The sequence below is a fragment of the Pseudomonas sp. XWY-1 genome (assembly GCF_002953115.1).
Classification (GTDB): domain Bacteria; phylum Pseudomonadota; class Gammaproteobacteria; order Pseudomonadales; family Pseudomonadaceae; genus Aquipseudomonas; species Aquipseudomonas alloputida.
Genome location: NZ_CP026333.1, coordinates 283933 through 300237, shown reverse-complemented (window position 1 = coordinate 300237; position 16305 = coordinate 283933). Strand labels below are relative to the sequence as shown.

The window sequence follows — 16305 nt, the reverse complement described above, 5'->3', positions numbered from 1 at the left end:
CCTTTCCGGTACCGTGCTGCCCCTATGTCCTATTCCGAACTCAGCGTTGAAGAACGCGCCACCATTCAAATCGGCCGTGCCCAAGGGTTCAGCCTACGCAAGATTGCTTGCTTGATCACCCGATCCCCTTCGACCATCAGTCGCGAGCTGCGCCGCAATCGAGATGCCTGTGGCAGCTACTCGGCCCGCGTGGCCCAGCAGCAGATGCAGGCCCGCCGCCAACGCTGTCGACCGAAACGAAAGCTGTTGCCGGGTAGCGAGCGCTTCAAGTTGGTGGCCCACATGCTGCGTAAGCGTTTGTCTCCCGAGCAGATTGCCGGCAAGCTGCGCAGCATGACCATACCCAACCTCAGAGACGCCTACGTCTGTCGTGAGACGATCTATAACGCGATCTATGCCTTGCCGGTCGGCGAGTTGCGCAAGGAGCTGATCGTCTGCCTGCGCCAAGGCAAGACGACGCGCCGGCCGCGCTCTGGTGGCGTGGATCGGCGCGGCCAGATCCCTGAAATGGTCAGCATTCATGTGCGCCCGCCAGAGATCGAAGACCGGCTGATGCCGGGGCATTGGGAGGGCGACCTGATCAAGGGTAAGGCCAACGCCTCGTCGGTAGGCACGTTGGTGGAGCGCACCAGTGGCTACCTGATGCTGGTGAAGATGAACGACGCAACGGCGACCTCGGCGATGGAGGGCTTCAGTGCAGCGCTTAATGGCATGCCGCTGGCGATGCGCAAGAGTATGACCTACGACCAGGGCCGGGAGATGGCGCGACATGCCGAGATCACCCAAAGAACCGGCGTGGCGATCTACTTCTGCGACCCGCACAGCCCCTGGCAGCGCGGCAGCAACGAAAACATCAACGGCCTGATTCGCCAGTACTTGCCCAAGGGGACTGACTTGTCGGTACACAGCCAAGAGCAATTGAATGCCATCGCCTTGGAACTGAATATGCGCCCCCGTAAACGCTTTGATTTCAAGTGCCCGATCGAAGTCATGGGCGAGGTGATGCAGGAAGCCTTGGTTATGCGGCATGATGCTCCAGCTTTAATTCAATAACCGTGTTGCACTCAGCTCCTGCAACCGCCCAAAGTAAGGGGAAATTTTAAGCCTTGACGCAGGAGCAACGCATCTACCAGCCCCAACCACTTTCCCTTAAAGGCGCCTCTGGCGCCTTTTTTTTGCAGGGTACTCATGTTCCTCAAGGTTGAGGTTCTGCAACGATATGGTTTGGCGTGGATTGAATCACTGGAATGCTTTATTCGAACCATTTTTGTATGAGGCGCAAACGCAGTGATTCGCCCTGCGCAGGTAGCGCCAGGAAGTTTTGGAACGCTCTTGCACGTTCTGCAGAATGCGTTGCGGCAGCAGTTATTTATGGGGCGGCCCGCACATTGCCGCGAATTCTAGCCGAGTGCAAGTGATGTAGAATTGTTACGTGCGGTGATGGCATGCTAACAAATAGATGGTTTCGGCAAAGTTAAGTTCAAGTGCAATATGCTCTGATGTTCTGGCTCTAGCAAGTTAATGCTTCAAGTGGCTGGCTTGTGCCGAATATGAAGATGTAACTTGCGTTGATGGTTTTTGCTTAATCGGCGAAAAGGTCGAAAATTAGTTGCCGTAGCCAGCGATTGGCAGGGTCTCGATGATACTTGGCATGCCAGAAAAGGTTGATCGCAATCTCGGGTAAATTCAATGGGGCTGGCGAGAAAGACAAACCGAACGGAGATACGCAGCATGCTGCGAATCTTTCTGGTACTGTAGCAATCAGGTCTGTCTTCTGCAAAATGTAGCCGACGGCTACAAAGTGCGGGACCTCTAGACGCACGGATCGCTTGATGCCAGCACGAGCCAAGTATTTTTCTACCTCCCCGTGCCCTGTATTGGCTGATATCACTCGTACATGCTCAAGTTCGCAGAATTTTTCCGCTGTCAGCGACTGGCCTGCAATGGGGTGGTCCTTTCGGTACATACATACATAGCGATGGTGGAAGAGGCGGCGTTGGAAGAATCCGGCTTGTAAACTCGGAAGTAATCCAATAGCAAGATCGACGGCCCCTGATTGCATTTCATCACTAAGGCTGATTTCAGAGTTACGTACAGTGCTGATCTTTATATTCGGTGCTAGATCGGCGAGCGTGTCCATTAGCTTCGGCATAAAATAGATTTCACCGATATCGGTCATCGCCAGCGTAAAATTTCGATTGCTGGTTTTAGGCTCGAAGGTTACCTGCTGATTCAGCGCGCCCTGCAGTGTGCTCAGAGCATAGGCGATGGGCTCAGCAAGCTGTTGCGCATATGGGGTTGGCTCCATCATTCGTGACGTGCGTACGAAAAGCTCATCTTGGAGCAGTGTTCTCAGTCGCTTAAGTGCGTTGCTAACCGCTGGCTGTGTTAAGCCTAACTTCTCAGCAGCGGTGGAAACCTTCCGGTCAACTAATAGTTGATGGAAAATTACGAGAAGATTTAAATCAATATCACGAAGCTCCATATGCGACTCCTCGTTGGGTGGGGGATACGTACGGTCCTTGGGGTGAATTATAGCCTAGTTGAAGTGCGACTCTGGTTTCCCCCTGGGGCCGAGCAATCAGAAACAGCTTTGCTGTCTGCCATCCTGAGCCCATCTCCTGAAATGAGATGGTGGCTCATCTATTGCCAGGGCTTTCCCGTCTGAGCGGACAATCCATCACGCTGGCGGGGTGCGGTGTGTTCACCGCATCTTTCTGAGCTCCAGGGCCAGACTACAGGCATGCATGGCCTTGAGTAAATATTCATGGCGGTGATGATACGTATTCACCTCATTGCATTTATTTATTGCCGTCGATTCGTCATGATCACTTCAAGCTAGATACAAGTAAGAACGGGGAGCTGTCATGGAGCTGGTCGTATATCCACAAAATCTTCGCCTAAATGTCCAGAGCGGTCAGAACCTGCTCGATGTGCTGCGTGAGAACGCGGTGCCAGTCTCCTACAGTTGCATGTCCGGGAGGTGCGGAACATGCCGTTGCCGTGTCGTCGAGGGGGAGGTCTTGAATGCCGGCCCTGAGTCAGGACGTCCCGAGTACGAAGGCGACCACTATGTCCTCGCCTGTCAGGCAACACTCAAGGAGAGTTGCACCATTGAGATCCCTGAAGCAGACGAGGTGGTGGTTCATCCTGCCCGGATCATTAAGGGGACAGTGGTCGCAATCGAGAATCCTACGCATGACATTCGTCGCCTAAGAGTGAAGTTGGCGAAACCTCTCGAGTTTTCTCCTGGGCAGTACGCTACTTTACAATTCACGCCCGAGCATATCCGGCCATACTCAATGGCTGGCCTGCCAAGTGATGAGGAGATGGAGTTCCAGATTCGCCTCGTGCCTGGTGGTCGCGTTACTGAGTATGTATTCAGCAATCTGGACATCGGGGCGGCTATCCGTATTAGTGGTCCTCTGGGGACTGCCTACCTGCGTCGCAAGCATGAAGGCCCAATGTTATGCGTCGGTGGCGGGACAGGCATCGCTCCAGTGTTGTCGATTGTGCGAGGTGCACTCGAATCGGGAATGCGTAGCCCGATTCATCTTTATTTTGGTGTGCGCAGCATGCAGGATCTCTACGATACCGAGCGACTTGAAAGTCTTGCCGCAGAGCATCCCAATTTAAAATTAAACTTTGTTGTGGCGACTGGCGATGTGCCGCAGGGGTTGCGCCGTGGTTTGGTCACCGATGCTATCGAATCTGACATTCCCGACTTGGCCGGTTGGCGCGCCTATCTCTGTGGAGCTCCCGCCATGGTCGAGGCTTTGAATATGTTGGTCGTACGTCGTGGCATGGAGCAGGGCCATGTCCATGCAGATGCCTTTTATCCGAGTGGTATCTGACGGTTTCCGTCGGCACAGTCGTAGCATGCAGCTGTCATAAAAAAGCAAGCATAATAAGAGGAGCGTCACAATGAATGACAATAATGCCATCTTTCCGGAAAACCCAAAGTGGCCTGGCGATAATACTAGCAAGGTTCCTTTTTGGGCCTATACCCGCGAAGATTTGTACAAGAAGGAACTTGAGCGCCTGTTTTACTCAGGTCACTGGTGCTATGTGGGGTTGGAAGCGGAAATCCCCAATATTGGTGATTTCAAGCGCACTGTAATTGGTGAGCGCTCGGTGATCATGGTTCGCGACGTGGATGGCAGTGTTAACGTTGTTGAAAACGTCTGTGCGCACCGTGGTATGCGTTTCTGCCGGGAGCGCCATGGTAACCGGAAGGATTTTTTCTGCCCCTATCATCAGTGGAATTACAGTCTTAAGGGCGATCTTCAGGGCGTGCCGTTCCGTCGCGGCGTCAAGCAGGACGGCAAGGTCAATGGCGGTATGCCGAAAGACTTCAAGCTCGAGGAGCATGGCCTTACCAAGCTCAAGGTGGCGACGCGCGGTGGCGTAGTATTTGCGTCGTTCGATCACAACGTGGAGTCTTTTGAAGAGTTCCTCGGTCCGACCATTCTGCATTATTTTGATCGTCTCTTTAATGGTCGAAAGCTGGTGGTTCTTGGTTATCGCCGCCAGCGTATTCCAGGTAACTGGAAGCTAATGCAGGAAAACATCAAAGATCCTTACCATCCTGGCTTGTTGCATACCTGGTTTTCGACATTCGGACTTTGGCGTGCAGACAACAAATCAGAATTGAAAATGGATGAGCGCTTCCGCCATGCCGCAATGATCTCCACCCGCGGCCAAGGCGGGAAAAACGAAGAGGTCGTGAGCGGCGTAGACAGTTTCAAGGATCAGATGAAAGTTAACGATCCACGACTGCTCGACATCGTTCCCGAGCCGTGGTGGGGGGGACCGACTGCGGTGATGACTACGATTTTCCCGAGCGTGATCATTCAGCAGCAGGTCAATAGCGTTTCTACTCGCCACATCCAGCCCAATGGCCATGGCTCTTTCGATTTTGTGTGGACCCATTTCGCATTTGAGGATGACACTCCAGAAATGCTTGAGCGTCGTTTGATTCAGGCAAATCTGTTTGGACCTGCAGGGTTTGTTTCTGCAGATGACGGTGAAGTTATCGAATGGTCTCAGGAGGGGTTCGAGCAGAAGCCAGCCTACCGCAGTGTGATCGAAATGGGTGGGCATGAGATCGGTGATACTGATCATATGGTTACCGAGACCCTGATCCGCGGTATGTATGCCTACTGGCGCGAAGCAATGGGGGAATAATAATGATCGACTTCAAAGTGTATTTCGAGCTGCAGAGCCTTTATAGCGACTATGCAATGGTCTGCGACTCGGCAGATTGGGAGAAGTGGCCTGACTTTTTTGTTGAGGGTGGAACGTATCGCCTTCAGCCGCGAGAGAACTATGAGCGCGGGTTGCCTCTGTGTCTTCTGGCTCTTGAGAGTAAGGCAATGATACGTGATAGGGTCTATGGCGTTAAAGAGACCATGTATCATGACCCCTATTATCAAAGGCATATTGTTGGTATGCCACGGGTGATATCGGTCGAGCGAGATATTTATGGTGAGCGAATCATCTCTGAGGCAAATTATGTGGTGGTTCGTACAAAGCTCGATGGAGAATCCACGGTTTTCAATTCGGGATATTACCGCGATCAGATCGTGCGCACTCCGGAAGGGCTTAAGCTTCTGTCTCGCCTCTGTGTTTACGACTCTGAAATGATTGCTAACTCAATCATTTATCCGATCTAGGTATTTTTATGAATAGTGAATGGGTCGATGTTGCACCGCTTGAAAGAGTCCCAGATGGTGACGTTATTGGGATCATTGCAGCCGGACGTGAAATTGCCCTCTACTTGGTTGATGGTGAGGTGTTTGCTACCGACAACATCTGTACTCATGGACAGGCACGGATGAGCGATGGCTTTCTTGACGGATGCGAGATCGAATGTCCATTGCATCAGGGTAAGTTCAATATCTGCTCGGGAAAAGCACTCTGCGCGCCTCTTACCGAGGATCTCCGGACCTACCCGGTGAAAGTCGAAAGCGGTCGCGTTTTGCTCAACCTGGGTTAAGCATGGCATAGCTGTGTGCTTATCCACGGGGTAACTAGAATTCCCGTGGATAGGCGCCCATGGCCAGAGCCAAATAGAGAAGTCAAAGGTGAACTCAGATGGTGCAATTGGGTGCACTAGGAGAGAACCCCAAAATGTTGTAATGCCTGGAGCGAAAAATCTTGCCCCTTAATAACCTAGCCTGCGTGCAGTACGACCAACCTGATTCCGCTGGTCTACGGGGTGCCGACTTTCTAGTTCACCGCGACCGAACAGCGCTCTTGGCAGCTGCGCTATGACTTTGCAGCCCTAACCGGCACCCTGCGCTTCATCAAGGCGACACCGTCGCCCCCCTTTGGGGCAAGGCTCTGAGAGCGCGACTTGGATCTGGCCTGGGAGGTACCGAGCGATATGCTGAAGAAAGTCCGCGTGCTTCCGCAGAACGTTCTAGCTATTGGACTGATGTAGATGAGAATCGCCTGAATTTTTCTTATGTCATTCATGTGTTTTGAGTTTTCATCTGTCTGTTGGTAAGTATGTTTTTAATGTGCGGACTACCCATGCGTAGTCGAGAGCTTTGCTTATAATAAGCGCCGATGAGCTGGATGCTCAATATAGCGTCGTGTGTGCTTCATTAGTTTAATGCGTAGATCGCTAGCCTATTTGTTTTAGTGCTTGAAGGGTGGGGTCTTCCGGTTGTGGTTGGTGTGCAGTCAAGAGCTTGCCTTTTGGGCTTCTTTTGGTAAAAAACAGAGGTATAACAAGATGAACCATTCGACTGCTGTGGATGTCAGTTCCTTGATTGACAAGGCCTTGCTGGGTGGCTATCAGATAAGGGTGATTGTTCTTTGTGCAATTATTGCTATGCTTGATGGCTTCGATACCCAGTCTATTGCGTATGTGGCGCCAGCTATAGCGTCTGATTGGGGGCTTCCGTCTTCTTCATTCGGTCCAGTATTCGGCATTGGGTTGCTTGGGTTAACTTGTGGTGCATTGTTGTTTGGGCCTCTTGCTGATAAGTTTGGGAGGCGCAGGATAGTTGTTTTAACGGTCTTTCTTTTTGGTGTTTTTGCTTTTTTAACGGCATTTTCCAGTTCGTTTATTGAGTTGCTGCTCCTTCGATTTCTTACCGGGGTTGGTCTCGGTGGTGCAATGCCAAATATTATAGCATTGACCTCAGAGTACTCACCTAAGCGCCTGCGCGCAACCATGATCACCCTCATGTTCGCCGGATTCCCATTGGGGTCAATGATGGGCGGTTTTATCAGCGCTGAAGTTATTCCTGCATGGGGCTGGCAAGCGGTTTTTTACATTGGCGGTGCGTTGCCTTTGCTGCTAATCCCTATACTTTACTTCATGCTGCCTGAATCAATTCGTTTCATGTGCGCGCAGGGAGGGCGTGGGGCTCAGATCGCCGGTATTCTGCGTCGGCTGGCTCCAGTTGCTTCTATTAATGACTCCACAAAATTTTATCTGCCCGAAGAACACCATGGTGGGTTTGCTGTGCGTCATCTTTTCCGGGATGGACGTACGTCGATGACCTTGTTGATCTGGGTAGCATTTTTTATGAACTTATTAGTGATGTACTTCCTGGTGAACTGGCTGCCGTCGCTGCTAAAGGCTGCGGGTCTTCCACTGAAAACGGCTATTCTTGGGACTGCCTTGCTCAACGCTGGTGGTGTGATAGGGAGCTTGTTAATAGCAAGGCTGATAGATCGATTAAATCCTTTCGCTGTGCTGGCTAATGCTTACGCCTTGGCGGCTTGCTTTATTGCTGTTTCTGCTATTCAAGGGCTGTCTTCAACGTTGTTGTTGGGTGCAATATTTTTCTCAGGATTTGGGATTGTGGGTGCACAGCTCGGAATCAATGCAGTAGTCGCGGATCTCTATCCCACGGCTATACGCTCTACTGGCATCGGTTGGGCGCTTGGCATTGGTCGGGTCGGTTCTATTCTCGGGCCGATCTTCGGCGGGGTCTTGTTGTCAATTGGTTGGGAGGGGCATTCCATCGTGATGATAACCGTGATTCCGTCTCTCGCTGCGTCTATCGCTGTAGGGGCGCTAGGATACACGCGCAGGATTAATTTGAAGGCAACCCATGAGGAGGGTCTGAAAAAGACTTCCTAACCTGGTATAAATAGGTCTTCTACAACCGTTCTGGAACCCCTCGATGAAGCGGCTGACCTTCGCCAATGCCGAGTGCTCAGTGAAGTGCAAGCAAACACGGCGCTTCCTGATCGAAATGGATCAGAAAGCACCGTGGTAAGACCTAGGGAAGGTCTTATATGGACGCCTCCCGGAGCTCAATAGGTAGACATGCAGGCGTGTAGTCAGGAGCAGTCTTATATCCGGCCTGTTTGTGCAGGCCGGGAGCCTGCTGGCCCTGATGGAATCCGCTGACGAGGCCCTCATCTGAAAATCGAGCTGTGGGCGACGCCCTGGCTCATATTCCCTATCAGGTTTACCCCGTCACGGTCTGACCTACTCCGCCATCACGTGCTTACCGTCTGTGCTCCTTGTGAAGCCTGTAAGTGATTGATTTCAGTTCTTTCAGTGCCCAGCAGGACACTCCGTAAAAAGCTCGGATCGGTACGGAGAGCCCTTGGCCAGCACAGCCCAAAGCGTTCTGGCGAGCTTGTTAGCCAGCGCTGCAACCACCACGTTATAAGGGCGCCTGGCCAGCAAGAGCTCGATCCACCGGGATTTTTGCCCCCTGTTGATGATCGAGCGAGCACCGTGCATCAGCAATGTTCGCAGATAGGTGTCGCCGCGCTTGCTCAACCCCAGCTGACGAACTCGACCACCGGTACCCGTTTGGCGAGGTACCAATCCCAGCCAAGCAGCGAACTGGCGGCCTGAGCGGAAGGTCGTAGCATCTCCCAGTGAGGCCACGGCGACAGTAGCGGTCAACAGACCGATCCCGGGGATCTCTGCAATTTTCTGGCAGTCGGAGCTCTCGCGCAGGTACTGTTTCAAGCGGAGTTCGATTCCTCGGATTTCCTCATCCAGGTGGATGATCCGCGCCCACTGCTCGCGTAGGCTCTCCAGCAAGAGGGGAGGCACCCTGCCTTCTGCATCAGCGAATGCTTCCGGAATGACCTTGCCCAGTTGGGCGTAGCCCTCGGGCAGCACAATCCCGAACTCGTAAAGCAGTCCACGTAAGCCATTGCTCTGCATGGTGCGAAATTTCAGTAGTTGGGCACGGATGCGGTGCAGAGAGAGGATCGCCTGCTGATCGGGCCGTTTGATCGCGACCAGGCAAGCACCGGGTTGCTGTACTGCCGTCCAGATAGCTTGGGCGTCGGCCGCATCGGTCTTGTTTCGCAGCACGAACGGACGTACGGAGCGGGGAGCCAGCAAACGAACATCGTGCCCCAGCTGCTGAAGCTGACGGGCCCACCAATGAGCGCTGCCACAAGCCTCTATCGCTACCAGGCAGGGTTGCCGTGCAACGAAAAAGGGTAGGACTTCATCGCGCCGCAGCTTCAAGCGCTCGATCTTTCCGGTTTCCTGATCAACGGTATGCAGTTGAAAAACCTTCTTGGCGATGTCCATGCCAATCACGCTATGTTTCATGGTGGAACCTCCTGCTCAAGTGATGCTTTCTACACGCACGCTTCACTTTGGCACTTCGATGCCGGAGCAGCGAGGATCCTCTATGGATACAGAGGTGCTGTGGTCGGCCCGCTGCCGGGGGGAGGCGTCCATACCATCTGAAATAGCCCCGACTTTTGCCTTCGCTCCACCCGGCAGGCCGAAACACGAAGGTCTCTTGCGTCAATCGCGGGCTATTTCAGCACTCCCAATTCTATTCCTTGCCCTTCACGGGCACCCTGTGGGCTGCTGCCCACATCACGGACGCACCTCGCCTGCCATCAGCAGTCGTTTCCGCATCATCCAGAGGTTCGACAGGGCAAACAGGGTGACCAGTTGGGCTGTGTTCTTCGCCAACCCACGGAAACGCACCGTGGTGTAGCCGAACGGGCACTTGATTACCCGGAACGGATGTTCAACCTTGGCTCGCGTCTGAGCCTTGGCCTTCTCGATCTGGCGAATCACGCGCCCGAGCAGGCTGCGTTTTCCGAGCGACTTGTAGGTACTGCGGCGAGCGGCAACCGACCAGATGACATCGCGGCCTTCGTGCTCGGCGCGCTTTTCGACGCCGGTATGGCCGGCGTCAGCGCAGATATACGACTCTTCGCCATGCAGCAATTGGTCGACCTGGGTGACGTCAGCCACGCTGGCCGCCGTACCGATCACGCTGTGCACCAATCCCGAATCGTCATCGACGCCGATGTGCGCCTTCATGCCGAAGTGGTGAGTCGGCCACAGGAACTGCCCCCGTAGCCGCTCGCAGAACCGTACGTGACACTCTCGCGTCATACGGCTCCCGTTATCCAACCTGTTGCTCGGTTACTTGCCAGTGATAAAACAGTCGAGGGGCAGCCGTCTGCACCGTGTCCAACCATTGAGATATGCGCCGCTTGCGCCCGTGAAGTATTTTGTACTTACGACCGGCCCAACGCTTGAGTGCGCTATCGATATGTCGAGAGATGCCAAGCATGGCCGTCCGATAGAACGCGCCATAGTACTGCCACCAACCTTGTATCACTGGGTTGTAAAGCCGAGCCACAGCAGCCAGCGTCACGTGAGTTTGGCGGTTGACCCGCCACTCGCGCACTGCTCGCCGCATCCGCTTCAACGCTTGCGCACTGACTCCCGGCAGGAAGCTGGTGAAAAGGTTGTTCTGTTGGCCGATTGCCTTCCTGGGTCTAAAAGTGAAACCAAGGAAGGTAAAGCTCACATGCGGATACTCCGCGCGTCGATTGCTGTCCTTGCAGTACACGATTTTCGATTTCTCGGGATGCATCGTGAGACCACAAACTGCTAGACGTGAAGCGATTGAACGCATCACGTGTTCTGCCTGCCTCTCGCTACGACAATGCACTACCGCATCATCGGCGTACCGGGCAAAAGGACAGTTTGCGCTGTTTCGTTGCATCCAAGCGTCAAAGGTGTAATGCATGAACAGATTCATCAGCATGGGACTGATCACGCCGCCTTGCGGGGTGCCACGTTCGCGTTGAATGCGAACGCCATCTGCTGCCTCGAACGGAGCAACCAGCCATCGTTCGATGTACAGCAGTATCCAGTCCTCTTTGATATGGGTTCGCACCGCTTTCATCAGCAGTTCATGATCAATGTGATCAAAAGCCGCCTTGATATCAAACTCCACCACCCAGTCGTATCGCCAGCAGCGCTCGCGTGTGATCGCTATGGCCTGTTTGGCTGAACGCCCTGGTCGGTATCCATATGAGTCCGGATGGAAAAGCGCATCCAGCTTCGGCTCGATGAGGAGTTTGACTACAGTTTGTGCGATACGGTCGCTGACCGTAGGCACTCCCAGCCTGCGTATACCCCCCGATGCCTTCGGTATCTCAACAACCTTGACCGGCGGCGGGAAATAAGACCCCGACGACATTCGATTCCATAGCTTGTAAAGATTCTTCGGCAGGTTCCGCTCAAAATCGGCAATGGTCTCATCGTCGATTCCAGCAGCTCCCCGGTTGGTTCTGACCTGCTGATAGGCCTCCCATATCACGCGCTTCGCTATGTTGTAAGGTTTGTTCGAACTCACGCCACTCATCCCCTGAGGTTGACAGCGTTCGTTGACAGGATAACGCCTCCCCTTCGCTCCGCCTTCATTACAAAGGCTTCATCACTACTACAGGAGGCTCCGCCCCTCATTCCAGCATTGGTATTCTTCCTCATGGTTTTAGCCATTTGTCATTTTCCTTTGCATCTGGAACAAGGTTCTCACGTTCCGTACCCAAGCCTGTATGGAGATCATGCCGCCTTTACACCGGCTGCCACTGGGGCCGTAAGCAGGTAACGCCCCAACTCGTCCTGAAGCCAGTACTCAACCTCAGTTTCGACAGCACTTTAGGGAATAACGATGCGTCATCGGACGGTTTGCTTTCGCTCATCTTCTCCATACTCACCTGCCATCATCATGGGATGACTTTTCCTCGGTTGCTCACCACCGCACCTTTTGGATGCAGCAGCACCGGGTGGTTTGAAGCCTGCTCCTGCAAGCCGACTTCGGAAGGCCTACTTCCATCTTCGGTACAGCATCACAGGTCATACGACCTGTGTTCGTGACACACAGTACTGGTTGCCCTTCTTGGTCTGGTGCATCTGCTGATCGCGCTTGCCATCCTTGTTCTTGGTCGAGCTGGGGGCATGGATGATGGTCGCGTCGACGATGCTGCCTTGGAGCAGGAGCAGACCGCGCTCGCCCAGGTAGCCATTGATGACCTCCAGGATCCTGCTGGCTAGCTGTGTAAATCCAGTACGTTGTTCAGTGAAAGTGCGACGCGGCTGATCGGCGGGTTGTATGTGAGGCTCGCATGCGGCCTATGCCAGTTGTAGTGATGCAGCCAGGCAGGCAAGTGCGCGGCTCTCTGCTCGGAGCTGTCATAGCTCCGGGCGTAGGCCCACTCACGCAAGGTCGTCTGGATGAAGCGCTCGGCCTTGCCGTTGGTGCGCGGCGTATAGGGCTTGGTGCGGATGTGCCGTAGCCCAAGGCGAGCGCATAAGCGCTGGAACGCTCGGGAACGGTAGCAGGAGCCATTGTCGGTCATGACCCGCCGGAAGCGGATGCCCAGCCCATGGTAGTAACGCAAGGCCTGCAACAAGGCCTGACAGGCACTGCTGCCACGCTCATCCGGGTGCAGGCTGGTGAAGGCCAGTCGGGAAGCATCGTCGATGGCCACATGGACGAACTCCCAACCGGCGCCGTTGGAGCACTGTTGACGATCGCCGGTGATCCGGTGCCCGGGCTTCCAGAAGCGGCCGAGCTTCTTGATGTCCAGATGCAGGAGATCGCCAGGGTTGGCGTACTCGTAGCGTACCACCACAGGGGCTGGCTCCAGCTCGGCCAATCGGTGCAAACCGGCCTGCTTGAGACGGCGGGCGACGGTACTGACGGCCAGACCGAGCATCTGGGCGATCTGCCGGTAGGTCTTGCGCGACCGGCGCAGCTCGATCAGTTGCTCGATCATGGCTGCTGCCGTGGCATGCGGACATGAGTGCGGGCGTGACGAACGATCCATCAAGCCGGTTTCGCCCTCCTCGCGAAAGCGTCTGAGCCACTTGTAGGCCGTGCGGACACTCACCCCTGCGGCTTGCGCAGCCTCCTCGACACGCAAGCCGTTGAGTGGGGATTCCATGCGCACTTGGACACCCAGTCCACGCTGACTTGGACACTCATTCCACGGCCACTTGGACACTCATTCCACGGCCACTTGGACACTGATTCCACAAGCACTTGGACAGTGATGTTCCACTGATCCGATCCATGCTCAGGCAGGCAGCAACGCAGGATTATTCACTACCATCGACCTCTTTTCTCGAAGCGAAGAGGTCATCGTGGAGCGTATATCCATGCGTAAAATCCGAGAGGTACTACGTCTAAAGTTCGACGCTGGCCTGTCCGTGCGCAAGATCGCCGCCAGCCTGCGCATCAGTAGCGGCAGTGCGGGCAATTACTTGCACCGTTTCAACGCTTGCGGGCTGAGTTGGCCGACATTGTTATCGGATGCCGAACTGGAGCGATGCCTGTTCCCTCCAGCACCAACAGTTCCCAGCGATCAACGTCCGATGCCTGACTGGTCTTGGGCGCATGCCGAGTTACGCCGCCCCGGCGTCACTTTGGCCCTACTCTGGCAGGAATATCGACTCGCTCACCCGCAAGGCTTCCAATACAGCTGGTTCTGCGAGCACTACCGCCTCTGGGCCGCCAAGGTCGACGTTGTCATGCGCCAGGAGCACCGTGCCGGCGAAAAGCTGTTCGTCGATTACGCCGGACAGACCGCGCCCATCATCGACCGACAGACCGGTGAAATCCGTCAGGCCCAGATCTTCGTCGCCGTCCTCGGCGCGTCCAGCTACACCTTTGCCGAGGCCACCTGGTCGCAGAAACTGCCCGACTGGCTGGGCTCGCACGCCCGCTGTTTTGCTTTTTTCGGCGGCACATCGCAGATCCTGGTGCCCGATAATCTGCGCAGTGGCGTCACCAAGGCGCATCGCTACGAGCCGGACATCAACCCCAGTTACCGCGATCTCGCCGAGCATTACGGCGTAGCCGTACTGCCCGCGCGTTCGCGTAAACCCAAGGACAAAGCCAAGGTTGAAGTGGGTGTGCAAGTGGTCGAGCGCTGGATCCTGGCAGTGCTGCGCAACCGCCAGTTCTTCTCGCTCGGAGAACTCAACACGGCAATCAGCCTGCTGCTCGAACGCCTCAATCAAAAGCCCTTCAAGAAGCTGCCCGGCTCACGCCGCTCGGCCTTCGAGACCATCGACCAACCCGCACTGCAACCGCTACCAGAACATCCGTATGTCTACGCCGAATGGAAAAAGGCGCGGGTGCACATCGACTATCACGTCGAGGTCGAGGGCCATTACTACTCGGTGCCGTACCAGCTGGTGAAGCACCAACTCGAAGTGCGGCTAACCGCTAAGACCGTCGAGTGCTTCCACGCCAACCAGCGGGTGGCCAGTCACCTGCGCTCGCTGCACAAAGGCCGCCACACCACCCAAACCGAGCACATGCCCAAGAGCCACCGGGAGCACGCCGAATGGACACCGCAACGGCTGATCCGCTGGGCCGAGCAGACCGGGCCTAACACCGCTGGCGTTATCGCCTACATCCTTGAGCGCCGAATCCATCCTCAGCACGGCTTCCGCGCCTGCCTGGGCATCCTGCGCCTGAGCAAGCAGCACGGCGAAGAGCGGCTGGAAGCCGCTTGCCAGCGAGCGCTGGCACTGGGCGCGTGCAGCTACAAAAGCCTTGAATCGATCCTGCGCCAAGGGCTGGAAAAGCTACCGCTGTCCCAGCAAAACCTGCCGCTACTGCCCGACGAACACATCAACCTGCGCGGCCCTGGCTACTACCACTGACCTGAAAAAGGAGCACCAAAATGCTGCCCAACCCGACACTCGACAAGCTGCAAACCCTGCGCCTGCACGGCATGATCAAGGCGCTGAGCGAGCAACACGCCACGCCCGATATCAATGATCTGAGCTTCGACGAACGCCTCGGCCTGATGGTCGACCGCGAGCTGACCGAACGTGAAAACACGCGTCTGAGCAGCCGCCTGAAACTGGCACGACTGCGCCATAACGCCTGCCTGGAAGACATCGATTACCGCAGCCCACGCGGCCTGGACAAGTCCCTGATCCTGCAACTGGGCAGCGGCCAATGGCTGCGCGACGGCCTGAACCTGATCATCGGCGGCCCAACGGGCGTAGGCAAAACCTGGCTCGCCTGCGCGCTGGCTCACAAGGCCTGCCGCGACGGTTACAGCGTGCGCTACCTGCGCTTGCCGCGCTTGATGGAGGAGCTGGGCCTGGCTCACGGCGACGGCCGTTTCGCCAAACTCATGGCCGGCTATGCCAAGACCGACCTGCTGATCCTGGACGACTGGGGCTTGGCGCCGTTTACCGCTGCGCAGCGGCGCGACATGCTTGAACTGCTGGACGACCGCTACGGCAACCGCTCGACGCTGGTCACCAGCCAGATGCCGGTGGACAAATGGCATGCGCTGATCGGCGACCCGACCTTGGGCGATGCGATCCTCGACCGGCTGGTGCACAACGCTTATCGGATCGAACTGAAGGGCGAATCGATGCGCAGACGCGCAACGAAATTGACGGCGACAGAGACTTCAGACTAACAATGCAAACCTGCGTCGCTGCGCTCCGACTGCCTGTCCAAGTGGACGTGGATCAGGTGTCCAAGTGAGCATGGAACGAGTGTCCAAATGATCGTGGGCTGAGTGTCCAAGTGTCGTGGAATCCGCACACGAATGAAGTTGCTCGGGCTCGCTGCTGAGGAGGCCACGTTTCTACTATGTAGGCAGAAACGATACTCCATACCCCACCGAGCCCCAGGCCCGACAGGAACCTTAGCAGGAGCAACAGATATAGATCATGAGCATAGGCAATGGCGGAGGTCAGCGAACCGAAGATCGCCAGTGAAGCGATCAAGGCATTACGGCGCCCAAAGTTGTCTGAATACCAGCCTGTCAAGATGCTGCTTGCACCAATCCCCAATAGAGTTGCGGTGGCTAGCGCACCCGCCTCATTGATACTCAATCCCAGATCTTGCCGAATAACCGGCAATGCAATGGAGAGCAGGACAATCTCCATTGCATCAAAAAGATAGGCGATAAAACCACCAATCAGGACATGCCACTTGGATATCCCCTTCATTGTCTACACCTCTTTATCTACAAGTTGCGAAGTGACGCTGACAAACACCAAAA

At 55.2% G+C, this 16305-nt stretch carries 11 protein-coding genes and 4 pseudogenes; 8 read left to right on the top strand and 7 right to left on the bottom strand.

Annotation, left to right across the window (positions count from 1 at the left end):
• Positions 1-24 precede the first annotated feature (24 nt).
• The gene (locus PRJ_RS29240) at positions 25-1053 is read left to right on the top strand and encodes an IS30 family transposase (protein ID WP_039615380.1); all 1029 of its coding nucleotides are present in this window, start codon (positions 25-27) and stop codon (positions 1051-1053) included.
• Positions 1054-1582: 529 nt separating this feature from the next.
• Here the strand turns inward: PRJ_RS29240 and PRJ_RS29235 are convergent.
• On the bottom strand, positions 1583-2485 hold the full coding sequence (locus PRJ_RS29235; protein WP_039615381.1) for a LysR family transcriptional regulator: 903 nt from the start codon (positions 2483-2485) through the stop codon (positions 1583-1585).
• A gap of 382 nt (positions 2486-2867) precedes the next feature.
• On the opposite strand from PRJ_RS29235, the gene PRJ_RS29230 reads away from it, so the two are divergent.
• From PRJ_RS29230 to PRJ_RS29210, 5 genes are all read left to right on the top strand, one after another.
• Entirely contained in the window at positions 2868-3854 is a 987-nt protein-coding gene (locus PRJ_RS29230; RefSeq protein ID WP_039615382.1) for a 2Fe-2S iron-sulfur cluster-binding protein, read from the top strand.
• Positions 3855-3924: 70 nt separating this feature from the next.
• Positions 3925-5187, top strand: coding sequence for an aromatic ring-hydroxylating dioxygenase subunit alpha (locus PRJ_RS29225; RefSeq protein ID WP_039615383.1), 1263 nt, complete (start codon positions 3925-3927; stop codon positions 5185-5187).
• Positions 5188-5189: 2 nt separating this feature from the next.
• Positions 5190-5675: an aromatic-ring-hydroxylating dioxygenase subunit beta gene (locus tag PRJ_RS29220; protein WP_039615384.1), complete on the top strand. Its 486-nt coding sequence runs from the start codon at positions 5190-5192 to the stop codon at positions 5673-5675.
• 8 nt (positions 5676-5683) lie between these two features.
• Positions 5684-5998 carry a non-heme iron oxygenase ferredoxin subunit gene (locus PRJ_RS29215; protein WP_082044780.1) on the top strand — a complete coding sequence of 105 codons (315 nt, stop codon included), beginning with the start codon at positions 5684-5686 and terminating at the stop codon, positions 5996-5998.
• 744 nt (positions 5999-6742) lie between these two features.
• The gene (locus PRJ_RS29210; protein WP_052261137.1) at positions 6743-8104 is read left to right on the top strand and encodes an MFS transporter; all 1362 of its coding nucleotides are present in this window, start codon (positions 6743-6745) and stop codon (positions 8102-8104) included.
• Positions 8105-8527: 423 nt separating this feature from the next.
• On the opposite strand, the gene PRJ_RS29205 is transcribed toward PRJ_RS29210, so the two are convergent.
• The 5 genes and pseudogenes from PRJ_RS29205 to PRJ_RS29180 all read right to left on the bottom strand — a co-directional run bounded on the left by PRJ_RS29205 (position 8528) and on the right by PRJ_RS29180 (position 13209).
• Complete coding sequence (locus PRJ_RS29205) at positions 8528-9553, bottom strand: IS110 family transposase (protein ID WP_039615386.1); 1026 nt, start codon at positions 9551-9553, stop codon at positions 8528-8530.
• 276 nt (positions 9554-9829) lie between these two features.
• A pseudogene (locus PRJ_RS29200) lies at positions 9830-10297 on the bottom strand (IS5 family transposase); the annotation flags it as partial.
• 59 nt (positions 10298-10356) lie between these two features.
• A pseudogene (gene ltrA, locus PRJ_RS29195) lies at positions 10357-11624 on the bottom strand (group II intron reverse transcriptase/maturase).
• Between the two features lie 521 nt (positions 11625-12145).
• Positions 12146-12319: pseudogene (locus tag PRJ_RS30155) on the bottom strand (IS5/IS1182 family transposase); the annotation flags it as partial.
• Entirely contained in the window at positions 12313-13209 is an 897-nt protein-coding gene (locus PRJ_RS29180) for an IS481 family transposase (protein WP_104963141.1), read from the bottom strand. The pseudogene PRJ_RS30155 and the gene PRJ_RS29180, both read right to left, overlap by 7 nt.
• Before the next feature lie 214 nt (positions 13210-13423).
• Here PRJ_RS29180 and istA point away from each other — a divergent pair, with 214 nt between their 5' ends.
• A complete protein-coding gene (istA, locus tag PRJ_RS29175; RefSeq protein WP_034000381.1) occupies positions 13424-14938 on the top strand; it encodes an IS21 family transposase in 1515 nt (504 codons plus the stop codon).
• 20 nt (positions 14939-14958) lie between these two features.
• Positions 14959-15714 (top strand): IS21-like element ISPre4 family helper ATPase IstB, encoded by a 756-nt coding sequence (gene istB / locus PRJ_RS29170; protein ID WP_034000379.1) that lies wholly within the window; start codon positions 14959-14961, stop codon positions 15712-15714.
• 127 nt (positions 15715-15841) lie between these two features.
• On the opposite strand, the pseudogene PRJ_RS29165 reads toward istB, so the two are convergent.
• Positions 15842-16252: pseudogene (locus tag PRJ_RS29165) on the bottom strand (MFS transporter); the annotation flags it as partial.
• Between the last annotated feature and the right edge of the window lie 53 nt (positions 16253-16305).

What these genes read in the sequence shown, in the direction of transcription:
- PRJ_RS29240 (WP_039615380.1), top strand. Translation starts at nt 25, where the DNA reads ATGTCCTATTCCGAACTCAGCGTTGAAGAACGCGCCACCATTCAAATC.
- PRJ_RS29235 (WP_039615381.1), bottom strand. Translation starts at nt 2,485, where the DNA reads ATGGAGCTTCGTGATATTGATTTAAATCTTCTCGTAATTTTCCATCAA.
- PRJ_RS29230 (WP_039615382.1), top strand. Translation starts at nt 2,868, where the DNA reads ATGGAGCTGGTCGTATATCCACAAAATCTTCGCCTAAATGTCCAGAGC.
- PRJ_RS29225 (WP_039615383.1), top strand. Translation starts at nt 3,925, where the DNA reads ATGAATGACAATAATGCCATCTTTCCGGAAAACCCAAAGTGGCCTGGC.
- PRJ_RS29220 (WP_039615384.1), top strand. Translation starts at nt 5,190, where the DNA reads ATGATCGACTTCAAAGTGTATTTCGAGCTGCAGAGCCTTTATAGCGAC.
- PRJ_RS29215 (WP_082044780.1), top strand. Translation starts at nt 5,684, where the DNA reads ATGAATAGTGAATGGGTCGATGTTGCACCGCTTGAAAGAGTCCCAGAT.
- PRJ_RS29210 (WP_052261137.1), top strand. Translation starts at nt 6,743, where the DNA reads ATGAACCATTCGACTGCTGTGGATGTCAGTTCCTTGATTGACAAGGCC.
- PRJ_RS29205 (WP_039615386.1), bottom strand. Translation starts at nt 9,553, where the DNA reads ATGAAACATAGCGTGATTGGCATGGACATCGCCAAGAAGGTTTTTCAA.
- PRJ_RS29180 (WP_104963141.1), bottom strand. Translation starts at nt 13,209, where the DNA reads ATGGAATCCCCACTCAACGGCTTGCGTGTCGAGGAGGCTGCGCAAGCC.
- istA (WP_034000381.1), top strand. Translation starts at nt 13,424, where the DNA reads ATGCGTAAAATCCGAGAGGTACTACGTCTAAAGTTCGACGCTGGCCTG.
- istB (WP_034000379.1), top strand. Translation starts at nt 14,959, where the DNA reads ATGCTGCCCAACCCGACACTCGACAAGCTGCAAACCCTGCGCCTGCAC.